The 17,748-nt window shown below is 50.1% G+C and carries 19 protein-coding genes; 12 read left to right on the top strand and 7 right to left on the bottom strand.

Features of this window, described 5'->3' with window-relative positions:
* Positions 1-37: 37 nt before the first annotated feature.
* Positions 38-595 carry an elongation factor P gene (efp, locus tag ACYVUT_RS09520; protein WP_002879354.1) on the top strand — a complete coding sequence of 186 codons (558 nt, stop codon included), beginning with the start codon at positions 38-40 and terminating at the stop codon, positions 593-595.
* Between the two features lie 59 nt (positions 596-654).
* On the opposite strand, the gene ACYVUT_RS09515 is transcribed toward efp, so the two are convergent.
* The 3 genes from ACYVUT_RS09515 to ACYVUT_RS09505 all read right to left on the bottom strand — a co-directional run bounded on the left by ACYVUT_RS09515 (position 655) and on the right by ACYVUT_RS09505 (position 3,697).
* Entirely contained in the window at positions 655-1,494 is an 840-nt protein-coding gene (locus ACYVUT_RS09515; RefSeq protein ID WP_484500729.1) for a helix-turn-helix domain-containing protein, read from the bottom strand.
* A 158-nt stretch (positions 1,495-1,652) separates the two neighbouring features.
* Entirely contained in the window at positions 1,653-2,567 is a 915-nt protein-coding gene (locus ACYVUT_RS09510) for a proline-specific peptidase family protein (protein WP_439776382.1), read from the bottom strand.
* Between the two features lie 62 nt (positions 2,568-2,629).
* Entirely contained in the window at positions 2,630-3,697 is a 1,068-nt protein-coding gene (locus ACYVUT_RS09505) for a hypothetical protein (RefSeq protein ID WP_484501922.1), read from the bottom strand.
* Positions 3,698-3,867: 170 nt separating this feature from the next.
* Here ACYVUT_RS09505 and ACYVUT_RS09500 point away from each other — a divergent pair, with 170 nt between their 5' ends.
* The 3 genes from ACYVUT_RS09500 (at position 3,868) to ACYVUT_RS09490 (ending at position 7,473) form a co-directional block, all read left to right on the top strand.
* A complete protein-coding gene (locus ACYVUT_RS09500; RefSeq protein ID WP_484501921.1) occupies positions 3,868-5,463 on the top strand; it encodes an ABC transporter ATP-binding protein in 1,596 nt (531 codons plus the stop codon).
* 214 nt (positions 5,464-5,677) lie between these two features.
* A complete protein-coding gene (locus ACYVUT_RS09495; protein ID WP_439776379.1) occupies positions 5,678-6,421 on the top strand; it encodes a PAS domain-containing protein in 744 nt (247 codons plus the stop codon).
* A 146-nt stretch (positions 6,422-6,567) separates the two neighbouring features.
* On the top strand, positions 6,568-7,473 hold the full coding sequence (locus tag ACYVUT_RS09490; protein ID WP_439776378.1) for an ROK family protein: 906 nt from the start codon (positions 6,568-6,570) through the stop codon (positions 7,471-7,473).
* An 84-nt stretch (positions 7,474-7,557) separates the two neighbouring features.
* Here ACYVUT_RS09490 and ACYVUT_RS09485 read toward each other — a convergent pair whose 3' ends face one another.
* Positions 7,558-8,013, bottom strand: coding sequence for a hypothetical protein (locus ACYVUT_RS09485; protein WP_439776377.1), 456 nt, complete (start codon positions 8,011-8,013; stop codon positions 7,558-7,560).
* 502 nt (positions 8,014-8,515) lie between these two features.
* Positions 8,516-9,346, bottom strand: a complete 831-nt coding sequence (locus tag ACYVUT_RS09480) for an aldo/keto reductase (RefSeq protein ID WP_484500724.1) — start codon at positions 9,344-9,346, stop codon at positions 8,516-8,518.
* A gap of 120 nt (positions 9,347-9,466) precedes the next feature.
* On the opposite strand from ACYVUT_RS09480, the gene ACYVUT_RS09475 reads away from it, so the two are divergent.
* The 4 genes from ACYVUT_RS09475 to ACYVUT_RS09460 all read left to right on the top strand — a co-directional run bounded on the left by ACYVUT_RS09475 (position 9,467) and on the right by ACYVUT_RS09460 (position 12,936).
* On the top strand, positions 9,467-10,309 hold the full coding sequence (locus ACYVUT_RS09475) for a DNA/RNA non-specific endonuclease (RefSeq protein ID WP_484500723.1): 843 nt from the start codon (positions 9,467-9,469) through the stop codon (positions 10,307-10,309).
* Positions 10,310-10,324: 15 nt separating this feature from the next.
* Positions 10,325-11,728, top strand: a complete 1,404-nt coding sequence (locus ACYVUT_RS09470; RefSeq protein WP_484501920.1) for a C69 family dipeptidase — start codon at positions 10,325-10,327, stop codon at positions 11,726-11,728.
* Positions 11,729-11,802: 74 nt separating this feature from the next.
* On the top strand, positions 11,803-12,390 hold the full coding sequence (locus tag ACYVUT_RS09465) for an alpha/beta fold hydrolase (protein ID WP_484500721.1): 588 nt from the start codon (positions 11,803-11,805) through the stop codon (positions 12,388-12,390).
* Positions 12,391-12,414: 24 nt separating this feature from the next.
* Positions 12,415-12,936, top strand: a complete 522-nt coding sequence (locus ACYVUT_RS09460) for a GNAT family N-acetyltransferase (protein ID WP_484500720.1) — start codon at positions 12,415-12,417, stop codon at positions 12,934-12,936.
* On the opposite strand, the gene pepI is transcribed toward ACYVUT_RS09460, so the two are convergent.
* Entirely contained in the window at positions 12,933-13,820 is an 888-nt protein-coding gene (gene pepI / locus ACYVUT_RS09455) for a proline iminopeptidase (protein WP_484501919.1), read from the bottom strand. The genes ACYVUT_RS09460 and pepI overlap by 4 nt on opposite strands.
* A gap of 78 nt (positions 13,821-13,898) precedes the next feature.
* Here pepI and ACYVUT_RS09450 point away from each other — a divergent pair, with 78 nt between their 5' ends.
* The 3 genes from ACYVUT_RS09450 (at position 13,899) to ACYVUT_RS09440 (ending at position 16,691) form a co-directional block, all read left to right on the top strand.
* On the top strand, positions 13,899-14,816 hold the full coding sequence (locus tag ACYVUT_RS09450) for a magnesium transporter CorA family protein (protein WP_439776370.1): 918 nt from the start codon (positions 13,899-13,901) through the stop codon (positions 14,814-14,816).
* A 31-nt stretch (positions 14,817-14,847) separates the two neighbouring features.
* A complete protein-coding gene (locus ACYVUT_RS09445) occupies positions 14,848-15,762 on the top strand; it encodes a serine hydrolase (RefSeq protein ID WP_484501918.1) in 915 nt (304 codons plus the stop codon).
* 107 nt (positions 15,763-15,869) lie between these two features.
* Positions 15,870-16,691 (top strand): TIGR02452 family protein, encoded by an 822-nt coding sequence (locus ACYVUT_RS09440; RefSeq protein ID WP_484500717.1) that lies wholly within the window; start codon positions 15,870-15,872, stop codon positions 16,689-16,691.
* A gap of 42 nt (positions 16,692-16,733) precedes the next feature.
* Here the strand turns inward: ACYVUT_RS09440 and ACYVUT_RS09435 are convergent, their stop codons facing one another.
* Positions 16,734-16,979, bottom strand: coding sequence for a hypothetical protein (locus tag ACYVUT_RS09435; protein ID WP_439776368.1), 246 nt, complete (start codon positions 16,977-16,979; stop codon positions 16,734-16,736).
* Between the two features lie 147 nt (positions 16,980-17,126).
* Here ACYVUT_RS09435 and ACYVUT_RS09430 point away from each other — a divergent pair, with 147 nt between their 5' ends.
* The gene (locus ACYVUT_RS09430) at positions 17,127-17,708 is read left to right on the top strand and encodes a TetR/AcrR family transcriptional regulator (RefSeq protein WP_484500716.1); all 582 of its coding nucleotides are present in this window, start codon (positions 17,127-17,129) and stop codon (positions 17,706-17,708) included.
* Positions 17,709-17,748: the final 40 nt, after the last annotated feature.

Genomic DNA, 17,748 nt, shown 5'->3' with positions numbered 1-17,748 from the left:
AGAACGGTGATAAAAAATTTATTAGGGAGATTTTTTTATGCAAGCAATCGAATTGAAAAAAGGCATGATTTTTGACGATGGCGGCAAGCTGATGCTGGTTATGGCGGCCAACCACCACAAGCCAGGCAAGGGCAACACCGTTATGCAGATGGACCTGCGTGACGTCCGGGCCGGCAGCGTGATCCACAAGACCATGCGGCCAAGTGAAAAGATCGAGCTGGTCGAAGTCGTCAAGAAGAACGCCCAATACCTGTACGCTGAAGGCGACAGCTACAACTTCATGGACACGGAAACCTACGAACAATACGCTATTTCCGGCGACCAACTGGGTGACGACGTCAAGTACCTAATGCCAAACATCGAAGTCATCCTGGAATTCACTGAAGACGGGGAACTTTTGGCAGTACAATTGCCATCAACTGTCAACATGAAGGTTGTCGAAACCCAGCCAGGCATCAAGGGGGCAACCGCTGCTTCCGGCGGCAAGCCAGCTACCATGGAAACTGGCCTGGTTGTCACTGTGCCAGACTTCATCAACGAAGGCGACGAACTGGTCATCAACACCCTGGAAGGGACTTACAAGGGCCGGGCTTAAGGTCAAAAATAACAGTAAACGAAAAGCGCTCGATTGCTCGGGCGCTTTTTGCATGCACTTTATTCGTTTGTATCAGTCGTCGTGTCAGTGCTTGACTGGCTGCTAGAGGAAGCTTCCTGGCTGCTCTGCTCTTGGCTGGAGGAGCTGGCCGCGGAACTAGAGGAACTGGCAGAACTTGCAGAGCTGGCCTGGCTCTGCTCTTGGCTGGAAGAACTTGCCTGCTTCTCTTCACTTTGGCTTTGGCTCGGTTGGCTCTGCCGGTCATCCTGGCTCGGCTTGTTTTCATCAGGCTTAGCGGAATTATCTTGCTCCGGCTTAGATGATGAAGAAGATGATGACGAGGAACGGGAAGAGCTGGATGAGCGGGTAGTGCTGGTGGCTTTAGAAGCCAGGGCACCGAAGCCGCCGGCTACGGACCCGACCACGGCCAGGCCCAAGATGACCCAGATCCCGATCTTTAAGAGCTTGTCTAAGTTGATGGCATCAAAGAATTTAAAAATTGCCTTGAAGCCATGCGGCACCTTGCTCTTGTCCAAAATTTCCTTGGCCTTGCCAGCTGGGCTGGCCTCTTTAACCGGAGCCGGATTAGTGGCCCGGACTTCAGTGATCTTTTCTTTAACTGGGCTGGCCGGCTTAGCGGCTTGGGTATTAGCAGCAGGGATGTCCTTGCCGGCAACGGCAGGTTCAGTAAACTGGTCTAAGAGCTTTGCCCCGTCCAGGCCCAGCAGGCTGGCGTATTGCCGGATGCAGCTTCTGACCAGGACTGGGTTTAAGCCTTGAAAATCATCGGCTTCAATCTTTTGCAGAGTCGCCTGGTCGACCCGCAGGGTTTGACTAACGGCTTCCAGGCTGAGCTGCTTGGCACGGCGCTGTTTCTGTAGTTCTTTACCGATTGTCAAATTTTTGCCTCCTAAATGCTTATGATTAGTCTTAGCCTATTTTACTTGAAAAAGGGCAAAAGCTAAAGGCAGAAGCCTTTTCCAACTTGGATCTTTTACCAAAGGTTAAGATTTCTTTTACAAAAAAAGCCCCCTTAGGGGACTTTACAAATCGCTGCTTATTCGCCTTGGAAAGTGCCAGCTTCAACTTCCTTGATGAAGTCAGCCAGGTGTTTGTAGTAGACATCCGGGTTGTCGACCATGTGGTGGTGGCCGCCATTAGGAGTAGTCACCAGGCGGGAGTTAGGAATCAGCTTCTGCATGGTTCTGGCCGTTTCCAGGGGCATGGTTTCCACTTCGCCAAAAGTCAGCAGGGTTGGCACCTTGATCTTTGGCAGCTGGCTTCTGAAGTGCCAGTCCTTCAGCTTGCCGGTGATGACGAATTCGTTGTCGCCCTGGAAGGCGTTGTAGACAGCCGTGCCGCCCAAATCGCCCAGGTGGTAGAGCTTGGAAGGCTGCTTGCGGTCAACGAAGTTGATGTTCAAGATCTGCACGTCATCTTGGTAGCGCTGGTTGGCATAGTCGTTTTTGGCTTCGCATTCGTGCATGAAGTCGATTTCGGTCTGCGGCAGAACTTCTTGCCGGCGGCGGTTGACCGCGGCCACGTATTCGTCAATGTCGTCAACCATGGACGAGATGATGGCTCCCTTCAAGTGATCACCGTACTTAACGGCGTATTCCTGGACCAAAAGGCCGCCCCAGCTTTGTCCGATCAAGTAGAAGTTGTCGATGCCCAGCTTTTGCCGGACTTCTTCAACTTCGTCCAAGAAGTATTCGTAAGTCAAGTACTTGTCCGCGATCTTCGGGTCGCTGTAGTCCGGCTGGTCAGAGTACAAAGAGCCCAGCTGGTCGTACATGTGGACCTGGACGTTCAAGCCCTGCTTCTTCAATTGTTCAGCCGTGTCTTCCCAGTATTCGTGGTTGCCGCCCGGGCCCCCGTGCAGGCAGAGCAGGTGGATGTCACCCGTCCCTTGGGTGTTGGTCCAAAGGTGGTAGCCGTTGTCCAAAGTCAAAATCGTCGTTCCTTGTTTCATTGAAAAAATCTCCTAACTATCTAGTTCAGTATATGCCTTTATCTATTATATTACTTATTTGCCTACTGGTTTTGGGCAGCCAGGAATTCCCGCATTTTTTCCAGCTCGGTGCTGGCTAAATCCAAAGAGCAGACATTTTCAAAAAGGTGGCTGACTTCCTGCCCGCTTTCCGGATCCTCAATGGTGAAGCCTTCTTCATCTACCGCTGTTACGTAGCCCAGGTTTTCCCCGGCTAATTCGTAGTCGTCAACGCTGACCAACTGCTTGCCGGCTTTTTCAATCACTTCCCGGGCGGTCGGGACATGGTCTAAGGACTGAGCCAGTTTGCCCAAGTGGCCTGGGTCAAAAATTTCCATTTGCTGGTTATAGGCCACCAGGAAGCTGGAGAAGTCGATGGCGGCGGAATTGACTGTCTCATGCACCACGTCTTCTCTGTTGATCAAGCAGATGGATTCCAGTTGCCCGTAGTCGTTCAAGCTTTCAAAAAGGAGATACTGGTCACTTTGGTCAATAACCCGGCCCAAGATGCAGCTGCCAAAGCGGGCGTCATCCAGCCAGTCCAGGTAAAGTTCAACCAGGCCGTAGGGATTCTTGCCGGCAAACTGGTCCTTGACCGGCTGGTACTTTTTCCAGAGCTTGTTTAAAGGAGCGTTTAATTCCAGGCTGGAGATGTCGGCCAGGGGCACGATCAAGCGAAGAGGGTCCAGCTCATAGTCGTCGCCGATCTGCTTCAGCTGGATTTCTTTAGGACTAGTGCGGACAATAATGCCGGTGTAGACGACCCCGCTGGTCAAAGTGATATTGACGACCAGGGCCTTCTCCATGGCGGCTTCGCTGGCCGCGCCAAGACTGGTCAATGGCGTTTTTAAAAGCTCCTGGTTGAGGGGCATGAGGGAGAAGGGGTCGGTCGACTTGCCTTCATCGATAAGGCGCTGGCAGTAGGCCAGGCTGGGGGATTCGTCGACGCTGGCCAGGATGTCCTGGTTGTTGATGACTAAGACCCCGCCGGCGTTAGCGTCGTCGTCCAGGCTGATGAGGGCGGCCGCGTCAGCACTTTGGTAGACCAGGTAGCCCAGATAGTAGCTGCCAGATAATTGGTCGGCTTTGGTGTGCAGTTCAACTAATTTCATTTTTGTGTCTTCTCTTTTCTAGTTTTGTCTTTTTCAAAAAAATACCGCAATTTGCCAGGAATCAGACTTTAGCAAGATTTTACTTTCTTAGGATTATCTTAATTATATCAATGCTGGCGGCAAAAACAGGAAAGATTGCTATAATGTTTATGAAAGAGAGGGATTATCCAATGAGTCTCAAATACGCACGGAAAGGCCAGGTCGCCCTATTCACCTTCCTGGCTGCCATCAAGGCCTGCAATGTTTTGTTCGTGGCCTACATGCTCAAGATCATGCTGAACATTGCCTCTTCCGGCAAAGGTGACTACCAGCGCCTGATCGGCTTCGCCGCCTTAACGGCCGGGGGCCAGCTTTTGTTCATGGCCAGCAATTTCGTCTATGAAACGACCAAAATGAACATTATCAGAAGCGTGAACATGACTTTAAAAGAAGCTAATTTGCGCTACTTGATCGATCAAAACAGCCTGGACACTAAGGACGGGCTGAGTTTCATGACCAACGACTTAAAGCAGATCGAAACCAACCGGGTCACGGCCCAGCTGGATATCATTTATCAAAGCTTGACCTTCGTGGGTTCTTTGGCTTTTGCTTTTTACAACTCCTGGGAAATGACCCTGGTCTTTATCGTGGCGACTCTGGCTCCAGCCGGCGTGCAGGTTGTTACCAGCCGGATCATCACCAAGAAGTCCCGGATTTGGACTCAGAAGAACGCCGTTTACACCCAGTACGTGTCAGACAGCTTGAACGGGGCCCAGTCAGCCCGACTCTACAACGTCCGCACTAATATTGTCAAGCGGGCAGTGGGGGCGGCCGGGGACATGGAAACGGCTCTTCGGAACATGACCTTGACCCAGGCCTGGGCCTTGGAACTGATCTATTCAGCAGCTGAACTTTTCTGCTTCATCATTCCCTGCACGATCGGCGGGATCATGATGATGCGAGGCCGCTTGGCAGTTGGGACTTTGGTCATGATGGTCGACTTAGCCATCAACTTCATCAGTCCGGTCGTTACCTTGTTTAACGAATTCAACCAGGTCAAGTCGACCGTGCCGATGTGGCAGAGAACCCAGCGGGCCCTCAACTACGTGCAAAAAGATGACAGCTACCCGGTTGACCACTTCGACGGCATGGAGATCCGGGACGTGGCCTACGTGACCAAGCACAGCAAGCGGCAGATTTTTGAACACGTGAACATCAAGGTCAAGCCAGGGGAAAAGATCCTCCTTATGGCTCCGTCCGGCTGGGGCAAGACTACCCTTCTGCGCCTCATGCTGGGCATCTACAAGCCAAGCCATGGTGAAATCTTGATCAACAGCGAGGACGTGACAGGAGATTGGTACAAGGCCCACAACTTCTACTCCTACGTCAACCAGAAGCCGTTCATGTTTGACGACACCCTCCGCTTCAACGTGACTTTGGGCCGGGATGTGGATGAAGAACAGCTGCTCATGGCCTGCCATGAAGCTGGCCTGGATGACTTGATCCAGGAAAATGGCCTGGACTACCCAGTTGGGGAGAACGGCAACAATCTCTCCGGCGGGCAGATCCAGCGGGTGGAAATTGCCCGGGCCCTTTTGTCCGGCCGGCCGATCCTGCTGGCTGACGAAGCCACCAGTGCTTTGGACCCCCGCCTGTCTTTGGAAATCCATGAGACCCTGCTGGGCAACCCAAAGGTAGCGGTGATCGAAGTCGCCCACAAGATTTCGGACGTGGAAAAGGCCATGTTCGACCAGATTATAGTTTTGGACAAAGTAAAGCCAGCTTAAGCTGGCTTTTTATTTCGCTTGCTTTTATATAGTAAAATATATGCTAAACAGCTTTTTAATTCAGTAAAAGCGAAATATCTATTTTTGTACATATAAGAAATATGATATATTGCTCTTGCAAAGTAAGTGCTTACAGGATACAATTGAGAGTGTAAGTAAGAAAACAAGAAAAAAGAAAAAAGCAGTTTGTTGCAAGACTGAAGGAGACTGAATTATGGCAGAACCAAAATGGCTGCAGGACATGAAGCCTGAAGAATACTTGAAGGAAGACTTTGAAGCAACTGGCCACAGCCGCTACACTGTTGACGGTTTGGACAAGAACGACCCGGAATGGCTGGACAAGGCAGCTGCCAAGGTTAACGCGGCTGAAGGCGACGACTACGTTAAGCTGGACGCTGGTCTTTTGACCGTTAACCAAATCAACTGGATGCTGCGGAACACTTTTGGGGAAATGACTTATGTGGACGACAACAACCAGTTCCTGTGGTACAACCGTCCGCAAGACCCTAACTACAAGATGAAGGCCGGCCGTGTGCCAGCTCAAGTCGGCGACACTATGGGCGCGGTTCACCCAGACATCCGTGACGTTATCCCAACTGCCAAGAAGGTTGTTCACGCCCTGCGGACCAAAGAAGGCGGCCATGACTCAGTATGGATGCCAGTGCCAACTGGTAACTTGACTGAACTCGTTTTGCACTACTACAAGAGAGTGGAAGACGAAGAAGGCAACTACATGGGTATCTATGAATGGGTACAAGACATCTACCCATTCGTGAAGTACTTCTGCGAATCAACTGGCCAGAAGCTGGTTGTTGACCCAGATGCTTCAACTGGCGCAACTTACCGCCGCAACTCTGACCCAGACGCTAAGACTGGTCCTTCAACCAAAGCAGAAGCTGCCAAGGAAGAAGAGAAGCCAGCTGAACCAGAAGCAACTAGCGGTGCTTCCCACCACTAATCAAGCATTTTTTAGATAGTTGATAAGTATTGCTCTAAGACCAGCTCAAGGCTGGCCTTTTTTTGGTCAATTTTTGGCATAGTGCTGATTACAGAAAGCGCTTATAATGATAGTTAAAGATGCATTTTTAGAGGTGAGGGTAAAAAATGACGCAATACTTAGTTTTTGACATTGGCGGAACCAACGTGAAGTATGCCTTGATGGATGGCGAAGGAAAGCTGCTGGAAAAAGGCAAGCGGGCAAGCGCGGACAACTTGGACGACTTTGTGGCGGCTCTGTATGAAGTCGGCGACCAGTATAAGGGCAAGTTTGCCGGGATCGCGGTCTGCGCGCCAGGGAAGATCGACACGGAAAAGAAGATCATTCACTTTGGCGGGGCCTTGCCTTTTTTAGATGGCTTGAACCTGGAAGAGACCTTGGGGGCCAGATACGGGGTTCCAGTCAGCGCGGAAAACGATGGCAAGGCGGCGGCTTTGTGTGAACAATGGTTAGGTGAACTCAAGGGAGTTGACACCGGGGCTGTGTTGACTCTGGGCACCGGCGTTGGCGGCGGGATCGTCGTTAGCGGCAAGCTTTTGCACGGGAGCAGCTTCCAGGCCGGGGAACTCAGCTGGATGATCACGAACCAAGGTGCCGGGCTCAAGACCATGGATGCCTACGCCGGCTTTGCCTGTTCAGCCGTTGGCATGGTGGAAAAGGTCAACCAGGAGCTGGGCAATGAAGACGTCAATGATGGCTTGGTGGCTTTTGCCGCCATCAAGTCCGGCAATGAAGAGGCAGGCAAGATCTTCCGCCAATACTGCTTGGATGTAGCGGTGATGATTTTGAACCTGCAGACCGTGATCAATGGGAAAAAGGTTGTTATCGGCGGCGGGATCAGCGCCCAGGGAATCCTAATTGAGGAAATCCGCCGGCAGTTCGGGGAAATCCTTAATGACAACCCAATGCTGCGCCAGCAGGTAATTCCTCCGGAAATCGTGGCGGCCAAGTTCAGAAACGATACCAACCTCTATGGCGCCCTTTTTGCCTTGCTACAAGAGAATGAGAAGTAGCAGGAAAATTTTTAGCTGAATATAGAAAAAACTGAGCTCATATTGATGTGAGCTCAGTTTTGCTGTTGTCGGATGATTGGAGTTTTACTTCGTAAACCAGTAATTGACGTACCAGTCGTAAGGAATGGTTGAAAGATAAATGTAAACTAAGTTGAGAATGACAACTGTAATCGGTCCTACGTATGGCTTAGCGAATTTGCCATAGCGCATGATGGCGAGAATTGCTGCAGGTCCGAGTATGTCAAAAGCTGTACCAGTATTCATCACCCGTAAAGAAGTCAAGGCAATGAATCCGGCAACTAGGACAATTTCAGTGATCCAGAAGAGGATTGAGAACTTGCTTGTCCAAATAAGTACAGCTGCCAATACGAGTGCGACTGAAATCAAGATGAATGACCAGCCGATCTCAAGCTCTTTCAGATTAGTTTGAAATGTGACCTGCTCTGCTCCCATGAGCCAGATTAGAACTGCTTCGACTAGGAAGATCAAGCAGTTGACTGCTTTAATGATTGTTGAAAAAATTTTTTCTGTTTTTGTCATGGTAGATCACTTCCAACTGGTAATCTGATGAATGTAACTTGCCTTGAAGTCACCTTGAAAATTACCGACAAAAGTAAATGGGTGAACGATATGTGGTTTATCGCGCTTCTTCATGATTCGACCTCCACTTTTCAGTAAACGAATTTTGATAAATCGATTCATCAATCATATGATAACGCTTTCTTTACAGAAAGAGCACATAAATAGCGAAGATTAGTTGTTTGTCATAAATGCACGTAGATATTATAAAGTTCCCGCGCAAGATGGGCGATTATGTGAGCAAGCATATAGACGCTTAGTCATGAATTTCTAGCGATATAACTATATCGTGCAAGAGCTGAGTTACTTTATAAGGTCTGAAAGGGCGGAAAATTAATTATCTTAAAAATCAGAGCACAAATTTTGCTTATCAAAGCAGGGAAAAGTGAGATAGCATCGAATTCTTGCAGATGTTGAAAAACAAAATAAGCAGTTGACCAGTGCAACTGCTTATTTCCACTTCTTAAAATTCCTGGTGCTGGTTAGGGTCGCGGTCGGGCCGGCGGCCATCTGCCTTATCCAAATCCGTCAAGGCTGTTACTTCTTCCTCAGTTAAACTGAAGTCAAAAATGTCCAGGTTGCTCAACTGGTGCTGGCTGGATGAAGCCTTTGGAATCGGCACTACTCCCAGTTGGATTTCCCAGCGCAAAATTACTTGAGCCGGACTCTTGCCATACTTGGCGGCCAGCTTTTTAATCAAATCTTCCTGGAAAACTTCCCCGGCCCGCATGAGCGGACTCCAGGCTTCCGTAACGATTCCATGCTCATCGTCATAAGCCCGGACGGCGCGGCTGGACCAATAGGGATGCAGCTCCACCTGGTTGACGGCCGGCGTAACCCCCGTTTCCTTGATCAAGCGGTCGATATGCCCCGGTTCAAAATTCGACACCCCGATCGACCGGACCAAACCAAATCTTTGCGCGTCAATCAAGGCCTGCCAGGCTTCTACATAATGATCTTCCAAAGGATTCGGCCAGTGGATTAGGTAGAGGTCAAAGTAGTCCAAGCCGCTTCTTAAGAGGCCCTCTTCCAGTTCGTTGATCGCGGCCTTGTATTCGTGGTGGGCCCCCGGCAGTTTGGAAGTTACAAAAAGCTGGCTTCTGGCAACTGAGCTGCTCCTGATCGCCTTGCCCAGGGCTCCTTCATTTTCATAGCGGGCGGCTGAGTCCAGGAGCCGGTAGCCGTTTTCGATCGCCTGGCTGATGGCCTGGGCCCCTTGGTAGCCCTTGATCTTGTATGTGCCAAAGCCGATCTTTGGAATCTTGTTTCCATCATTTAAGTTGAATTCTTCCATGATTTTTTCCTTTCTTTTATATTTGCTGTTTGCTCTTTTTCTATCAATTATAGGTTAAATCTTTTGGTTTCCGGCAAAAATCCTCTAAAATAGGTTTAGTCTAAAAAGCGAGGAAAAGAAATGGCAAAAAAACGCAGGCGCAAGAAGCGCCAAAATACCAGCCTCCTGTCGGTTTTAATTGCCGCGGCGGCAATCATTTGGGGCGTCTACACCAAGGGCGGCCAGGAAAATTTAACTAGCTCCAGTACCAGCAGCACTTCATCAAGTGCAGTCAGCTCGGCCCAAACGGCTAAAACCGTCTACGGGGGATTAGCCAAGAGCGACTACCAGAAATTAGCCAATGAGACTTTTAAGTCCGGAGGCAAGGGCTGGCGCTATGTTAACAACAACCACTCCACCCTGGTGAAAAGCGCCTGGAAGGTCAACCGGGTCATCTACTCCAACCTGGACAGCCAGAACCGGACTTCCAGCTCCAACACCGCCTTTTTGGAAAAGCGGAACGTGGCCAACGACTCCTTAAGAGTAAGGCAGTACGTACAGCCAACCGGCTGGCACTCCAACCGGCAAAACGGGACCCAGATCTACAACCGGGGGCACCTCATTGCCTACTCAGTTTCCGCCGGCATTGACCAGGACGGCAACTACAACCCCAAGAACCAGTCCGGTGACCAGAACAACCCTAAGAACCTTTTTACCCAGTCGGCCTTCTCCAACCAAAAGATCCAGACGATTTTTGAAAGCAAGGTCCGGTCAGCTTTAAGAAGTGGGAAAAAGGTCATCTACCAGGCAACGCCAATTTTTAAAGGCAGGGAACTTATGGCCCGGGGGATCAACCTGCAGGCAGTTTCAACCGACGGGACACTGGATTTCAATGTTTACATCTATAATGTGCAGCCAGGCTACCAGTTTGACTACCAGACGGGCCGGGCGAAGATTGACCGGAGCATGCAGGTCAGCGAATAGAAAGAAGGAAGAAAAATGCGCGATAATTGTACAACCATGCTGGTGGGCAAGAAGGCCAGCCTTGACGGGTCAGTGATCGTGGCCAGAGATGAAGACTACGACCAGGGCTTTAACGAAAAGCGCTTTGTCTACTATCCAGCTAAAAATTATGATGAAGTTTTTGTTTCCAAAGGAACCGGCGTTGAAATTCCTTTAAAGGGGGAAGGCTGCGGCTTCACCGCTGTCCGCGATGCTGTAGAAGACTACGGCCGCTTTGACGAGCAGGGGATCAACAGCTACAACGTGGCCATGAGCTCAACCGAAAGCGAAGCCAGCAACCGCCGGGTCTTAGGCCATGATCCTTTTGCCAAAAATGGGATCGGGGAAGACTCCATGCTCTATTTGGTTCTGCCTTTCATCAAGACGGCCAGAGAAGGGGTTGAGCGCCTGGGCCGCTTGGTTGAACAATACGGGTCCAGCGAAAGCAACGGGATTGCTTTTGGCGATGAAAATGAAATCTGGTACATGGAAACCGGGGCCGGCCACCAGTGGGTTGCCCGCCGGGTGCCAGACGACAGCTATGTCGTGGCCCCGAACATGATGATCATCGGGGAAATCGACTTTGATGATCCGGCCAATTACATGTATTCCACTAACCTTCGCCAGTTCGTCAAGGACCACCACCTGAATCCGTCGAAGACTGGCAGCTTCAATTTCCGGGAGATTTTTGCCCCAAGAGACCAAGACGACCTGCGCTACAACACGCCCCGGATGTGGTATGGGCAAAAGCTCTTTAACCCGGAAGTGGATCAGGCAATCGACGACTTGGACATGCCGTTTTGCCGGGTGCCAGCCAAGAAGATCGCCATCGAAGACGTGCAATTTTACCTGAGCAGCCACTACGAAAACACGGAATATGACTACTTAACTAAGGAAGAAAGCCCGGTCAAGAATGCCTACCGGCCAATTTCCGTGACGGTATCCCAGGAATGCTCCATCATGCAGATCAGAAACGACCGGCCAGAAGGCTACAAGTCCATCCAGTGGCTCTGCTTCGGCCTTTACGCCGCAGCGCCTTGGGTGCCTTTCTACACCAACATCAAGGACACCCCGGCCAACTACCAGATCAAGACCGGCCAGGCTGACCCGATGGGTAGCGCCTACTGGCTCTACAAGTGCATCCAGGCCCTGCTTGAAGGCAAGCAGCAGGATTGGCAGAGAAAGCTCCGGGCCTTCCAGGCTGACTGCCAGAGCCTGGCGATCCAGCATGTTGATGAAACTGACAGAGAAGCTGAAAAGTTAAGCCAAGCAGACCTGGTAGACTTTTTGACGGAAGCCAATAATGCGATTGCTGATAAAATCACGGCCAAGGGCAAAGAACTCTTCGACCAGCTGGTAAAGGACAATCTCAACAACTCGATTTACAAGTACCGGCCCTAATTTCTTGCCAAAAATAGTACAATAGAAATGTTGTAAGTTTTTAATGTAAAGTAAGAAATCGTAAGGAGTTTTTTATGGAAGAAGAGATGACCTTAATCAGCGCCAAGGGCAAGTTAAAAGGGACTTGGGGCGAAGCAGTCAACCCAATTGAAGGGCTGACCCCCTTGGTAATTTTGGCCAAGATTGGCGATAAGGACCAGGCCCGGTGGCTGAGCCGCTACTTAAATGACGCCGGCATCTTGACCTTCACTTTTGAAGCAGAAGATTCAGCCAGCGCCATCAGCGGCTACCACCTGGCCTTTGACGAACTCAGAAACGACGACCGGGTAGCCAGTGAGTACATCGTTTTCGCCGGCTATGGGGAAGCTGGAGATGCTGCCGCGGTGGCCGCCAGTGAAATCGGCCGCTCAGTCCGGGGAATCTTCCTTATGTCACCAGTTATCAAGGACTGGGACAAGATCAAGGGCTACCAGGGCCGCAGCTATATTGTTGCCGGCAGCGAAGACGACCAAGCTCCTTTGGCTAGCCTGGAATTGATGGCCAAGCAAATGAAGCAGGGCGAACTTTTGCAGATGCGGGGCGCCGGCCACGACTACCGGGAAGAAGACTGGGAAAGGGCAGGGATGCTGCTCAGAACCTGGGTCTTGACTGGACTTAACTAAAGTAGAAAAGAGAAGGAAGCAGCGATGACGGATGTAAAGATTGACCAGGTCGCTGAAAAAGATCTGCCGGCCTTGGTGGCCATCAGCCGGGAGACTTTCGCCGACACTTTTGGCGAGTACAACAGCGCCGAAGACATGGCCAAGTTTTTGGATGAAAACTATAATGAAGAAAAGCTTGGGGGAGAAATGGCAACTCCAGGCAGCTTCTTCTACTTCTTGAAGGTGGACGGGGAAGTTGCCGGCTACTTAAAGCTGGACGTTGCCGACGCCCAAAACGAAGATGTCGACCCAGATGGCTTGGAAGTTGAGCGGATCTACCTGCGCAAATCCTTCCAGCACCGGGGCCTGGGCAAGCAGCTCTTTGAGTTCGCGGAAGAAAAAGGCAAAGAATGGGGCAAGTCCGTCCTCTGGCTGGGCGTTTGGGAACACAACGAAAACGCCAAGAACTTCTATGCCAGCCGCGGTTTGACCCGGTTCAGCGAGCATGTCTTCGTTCTTGGCGATGACCGTCAGACAGATTTTTTGTTAAAAAAGCCTCTCGTCTAGTCCTGGCTGATTAACCAGTCGGACAAAAGCTTTTGGTACTTGGCATTTTCCTGGACAAAAGGCATGTGGCCGCAGCCGGCAAAGAGCTCCCAGCGGGCGTTCGGCAAGTGGTCGTACATGCTTTTAGCCACCAATGGCGTGCACAAGTCGTCAGTGCCGCTGGTAATCAAGACCGGCAAGTGCAGGTCCTTTAAGCGGTCAGTGTACTCATAGCCGTGCAGGTTGCCAATCGGCGTATATTCATTAGGGCCCCAGCCGGTCAAGTAGGCCAGGCTGCCGCCCTTTTTTTTGCGCAAAACTGGCTCCGGCATGTCCGGCGTAAGCTTGATGGCGTGCTGATCCATGAAGTGGGCATTGGCCGCCTGGTAGGCCGGGGAGTCATAGTTGCCACTTGCTTCAGCTTCCTTGATAGCGGCCTGCTCGTTTTCTGGCAGGTACTTGATCAAGCGGTGCAATTCCTGGCTCCAGAGCTTGGCGGAGGCTAAAGTAGAGGAGAGGATCAGGCTTTTGACCCCTTCAGGCTGGTAGTCGCACAGGTAGATCAAAGCCAGCATCCCGCCCCAGCTTTGCCCTAGGAGGTGGATCTCGTCAAGGCCCAGCTGCTTTCTGACATTTTCCAGCTCCTTGACCCAGGTCTGGGCCGTGTAGGCCGTCTCTGCCTGGTCGTCGGGGATGCTGGAGTTGCCGCAGCCTAGTTGGTCATACATGATGACTTGCCGGCCGCTTTTTTCAGCAACTTGGTCGAGGACTTCAAAATAGTTGTGACTGCTGCCGGGCCCGCCGTGGAGAAGCAGGAGCGGGGCGCGGTCAGTCGCCTCGCCCACGATCCGGCAGTAAGTTTGCCAATTTCCGAACGGAAGATATTTTTCTGTGATTTGCATCATTATTTTACCTACTTTAAACAACTTCATTTTAAAAAAATGGTAACATGAATAATGAGTAAAATGAAGGTGGGGACAGCCATGATTAAGCAACAAATTTTTCCAATTGAAACTGACTTTAACTGGTACGACGTCAATGGCTTGAATGAAGCTGACAGCCGGCGCCTGCAGACGGAGTTTTATTTCACCCCGGAAATCATTTCCTACGTTTCCGACCGGCATGAACGGCCCCACTACGACTACGACCAGTATACCGACACCCACCTGCTGGTTTATGACGTGCCAGTCTGGCCAACGACGACCAGCAAGCACTTCACTTCCCGGCCAATCACTTTCTTGTTGCAGGACAAGAACCTTTTTTCTTTCCATACGATCGAGACCAGCTATGTCTTTGACGAGTTCAACGATCCCCAGGTTTTGCGCCGGCTGTCCCACGCCCAAGACGTGACGGAGCTGCTGGCGACTTTTTTGATGTATGCTTCCCAGTACTTCCAGCGGGCCATCACCCAGCTGGATGCTGAGCGCAACGACCTGGACGTCAAGCTGAGCGATGACATTGACAACAAGGACCTGGTGGAACTGTCCAATATTGAAAAGAGTCTGGTCTACCTGTCCAGCTCGATTCAGACTGACCAGATGATGCTGCACAGCCTGCAGCACTCCCGGCTGACTTTTTCCAAAGCGGCCAAGGAAAGACTGGACGACGTCTTGATCGAATCCAGCCAGTCTTCAGAAATGGTGCAGATTTCCCGGCAGGTGACCAAGACTTTGTCATCGACTTCCAATAACATGATGAACAACAACCTGAACGACACCATGCAGTTCCTAACGGTTTGGTCCATCGTTTTGACCATCCCGACTATTCTGACCGGTTTTTACGGGATGAACGTGAAGTTGCCGGTTTTGGGGGCCAACTATGACTGGGTGATCATTATCTTGATCACCGTCCTTTTGATGGTCTGGCTGATCTTCCTCATGCGCAAGCACCATCTTTTTTAAAGGAAATTAGGAGCTAGAAACAAGGAGTTACATGAAGAACAATATTGTAGTCGGGGCTTTGATCGCCTCCCTGCTGGCTTTTGTCGTCTACACCAGCACCAACAAAGATGCTGAAATGCGGAAGGTCACGGTGGTGCAGGTAAAGAAGTCCGGCAACGTAAAAAAGACGGTTTCTTCTACTGACAAGGAACCTAATGTCAATTCCATTGAATATGACAACCAGGTCAAGAGCAGCAAGGGCAGCGACAAGCAGCTGGTCAAGGCAATCAAGAAGGCCATGGGCCAGGACGTCAGCTACCAGGTGGCGGCATATGACTTAAGCAAGAGCAGCCATTTCGCGGAAGTGGCCAACACCAAGAGCAGCCAGGATTCCCAGAAGATTTTTTACCTCTATCTCTTGATCGCCCTTTATGCCCAGGAAAAGTCCGGCAAGATCGGGGCCAGCACGGCTATCAAGATTACCAAGGCTGACAAGGCTGGGACAAGTACGGCGATCGCGGTCGGGATCAGCTACGGGCCAAGCTACTTGCGCGAGCAGATGCTGAAGGGCAACAAGACCGCGGCTAACGCGCTTTTGCGGACAATCGGGACTAAGCAGGTCAATAAGGTGTTGAAGCAGTTGGGGGCCAGCCAGACCAAAGTGACTGGAACCTTCTCCAAGTCCGTGGTCGGCAAGACGACAGCCAGTGATCTGGCCAAGATCATGGTTTCCATCTACCAAGGCAAGCTGGTCGGCAGCTACAATCAGCAGGTTTTGACTGCTATGACAGGGAAGACCAAGCTGGCCAGCAAGGCTAAGGGGACTGTCTACCAGTATGCTGATGGCAATTTAGAGGTCGCCTTGATCAGCAATAACGGCCACAATTACGTGGTCAGCGCCTGGTCCAGCAAGACTGATGACTTTGCTTCCTTAGGACAAGCCGTCAAGAAAGTCATGGAAAAGTAAAGGCAGACCAAACTGAACAGAAGAAATAGAAGTTACTTCAAGACACCTCCAAAATGACAGAGTTTATTTTTGGAGGTGTTTTTATATCAAAAAAGTAGGGTGAAATTATGGCAACGATTAGGGATTTAATAGAAGTATTTAAGGACACGCAACGATTTTATCGTAGCAGTCCGATTTTAAAAAAAGCAATAGAGTATTCTATTTCCAATACTGAGATCATTGCCCCGGGATTTACAACTGATTTGCAAAAGAGATATGTTCACACGGATATTGTGGTGAACAGCAATAGGAGCTTTGAAGATGCTCAGTCTATCAATAAATCCGATCCAACAGAAAGAACTTGTGTCCATAATTTTGCTTCATTTGAGTATCCAGGTGGCGGAGTGGTTAATGGGTCAAGAGCTCAAGAAGAGAGCCTCTGTCGTGTTTCGACCTTATATCCTGTTTTAACTTCAGCCAAGCCGATGGAGAAATATTATCTTCTACACCGCATTAATCCACAGCCTGCATATTCAGATGACTGTATTTATTCTCCGGATATCATTAATTTCAAGTCTGATGAAGATCTTCCCCAGTTGATGGAGGAAAAAGATTGGATTAGGGCAGACGTAATTACTTGTGCTGCTCCTAATTTGCGCACTTATTCTGGCCGTCTTCTTAGCCCAGAGGATCAATACGCTATCCATGTTCAGCGTGCCCGCCAGATACTTAACGTTGCTGCTGCACATCAAGTTGATTATCTTGTCCTTGGTGCATTTGGTTGCGGTGCTTTTAGCAACAGCCCGACTATTGTTGCTCATGCCTACAAAAAAGTTATTCCAGAATACGATGGAGTTTTCAAGGAAATCCACTTTGCGGTTTATACTAACCCAAAAGGGCTTCATGGTGATAAGAACTACACGGTCTTTAAGAAAGTCATGGAAAAGTAAATCCAGAACGAATAATTAGAACAGAAGAAATGAAAAACGACTCTACAGCCAGACAGTAGAGTCGTTTTGTGCTTTCTTGCGTTTACGTGGTTTATAAGTTTTCTTGGCCAGCCACATGTACCAGGCGAATTGGAATTCCCCGATCATAATGCAGATAGCCAGCAGCAGGAAGGTCACCACGAAAGGATTGATGCTGCTGCCGTCAGCGTAATGAAAATTGAACATGAAAACATTTAGATAAATCAGTAAACTGAACCAGTAAAAGTTTGCGAACCACCAGATTTTCATTTTTAGTTTTCATCTCCTATCTGAATATATGATAGCGCTTTTAGGAACCGTTTTCAACAAAAAAGAGGATTAATTTACAATCTGTAGATTGAAATCTTCAGTCAGTAGTTATATAATTGCTACAGTTGAAAGGAAATGGTAGAAAGTATGACTCAAAAAAGAACTTTGGACTTAGGCAAGGTCATCGCCAAAGCCACGGAAATGATCGAAAGCCGGGGCTTAAGCGAGACGACCATGCCAAATCTTGCCAAGGCTCTGGGCGTTCGCAGCCAGTCGCTCTATCATTACGTGAAGAACCGTTCTCAACTTCTGTCGCTGGTCGCGGCCAGCCGGATCCGCCTGCTCTACCAGGACTTGCTCAAGCAGCTTGTTGGTTTGTCAGGCCACGAAGCATTGTTTAAGTTTGCTGACGTGGTCCGCGACCGCCTTTTGGAAGACCAGGCCCTGGCGACTCTGCTTTACCATATGGATGAATTTTCAGATGATTCAGACCTGGTGCAGGAAGTAGTCAAGATCCTGGACTTGGGTGAGCAGCTGCAGGTGGACACGGGACACGTGGTTTCCCAGCACGCCTTGGTTGGCGCGGTCCTGGGCTATGTCTTTTTAGACAGGTTTGCCAAGGACCAGGGAAGCCGGGATTTTCCGGAAAGCCCGCAAGAAGCAGAAGAGAACTATCACGAAATGGTCTGGCGGCTGGTTTCGCCCAGCACCCAGCAGTCAAATGCCTAGCTTAGTAGACTGATTGTAAAAGACAAAGAAAGGAAAAAGG

The organism is Lactobacillus sp. WILCCON 0059 (genome assembly GCF_057197985.1).
Note: the sequence above shows the minus strand (reverse complement) of the source record. Positions and strands in the feature narration are given on the sequence as shown.